This is a genomic window from Pseudoalteromonas sp. SIMBA_162 (assembly GCF_046535955.1).
Classification (GTDB): Bacteria; Pseudomonadota; Gammaproteobacteria; order Enterobacterales; family Alteromonadaceae; genus Pseudoalteromonas; species Pseudoalteromonas marina.
The window spans coordinates 1-255 of sequence record NZ_JAWJBQ010000741.1 but is presented as its reverse complement, the minus strand read 5'-3'; the positions used below and the strand labels follow the sequence as shown (position 1 = coordinate 255).

The window sequence follows — 255 nt, the reverse complement described above, 5'->3', positions numbered from 1 at the left end:
GTACAGACACTTACACCTTACAAGGTCTATCCGTTGAATTTTCCTAGCGGTACTGATAATGAAGCGGTGATAGTTAAGTTTGAACCTAGTAGTAGGACAAATAGGGGTGGACTAGTACAAGCTAATCTACAAATGATTATTCGTGCTAACCATCCAAAAGATGCAGAAGCAGAAGCAAACAATCTTCTGAAGCATTTTGATAATAAGACAAGATTTAATATTGGTGGATTTAAGGTTGTACTAGCTACTGCTAGA

At 37.3% G+C, this 255-nt stretch carries 1 protein-coding gene; it reads left to right on the top strand.

The annotated features are described in order from the left end of the window. Positions 1–33: 33 nt before the first annotated feature. Positions 34–255 (top strand): hypothetical protein (locus R0J88_RS21650; protein ID WP_410901126.1); only part of this gene is annotated, 222 nt, incomplete at its 3' end.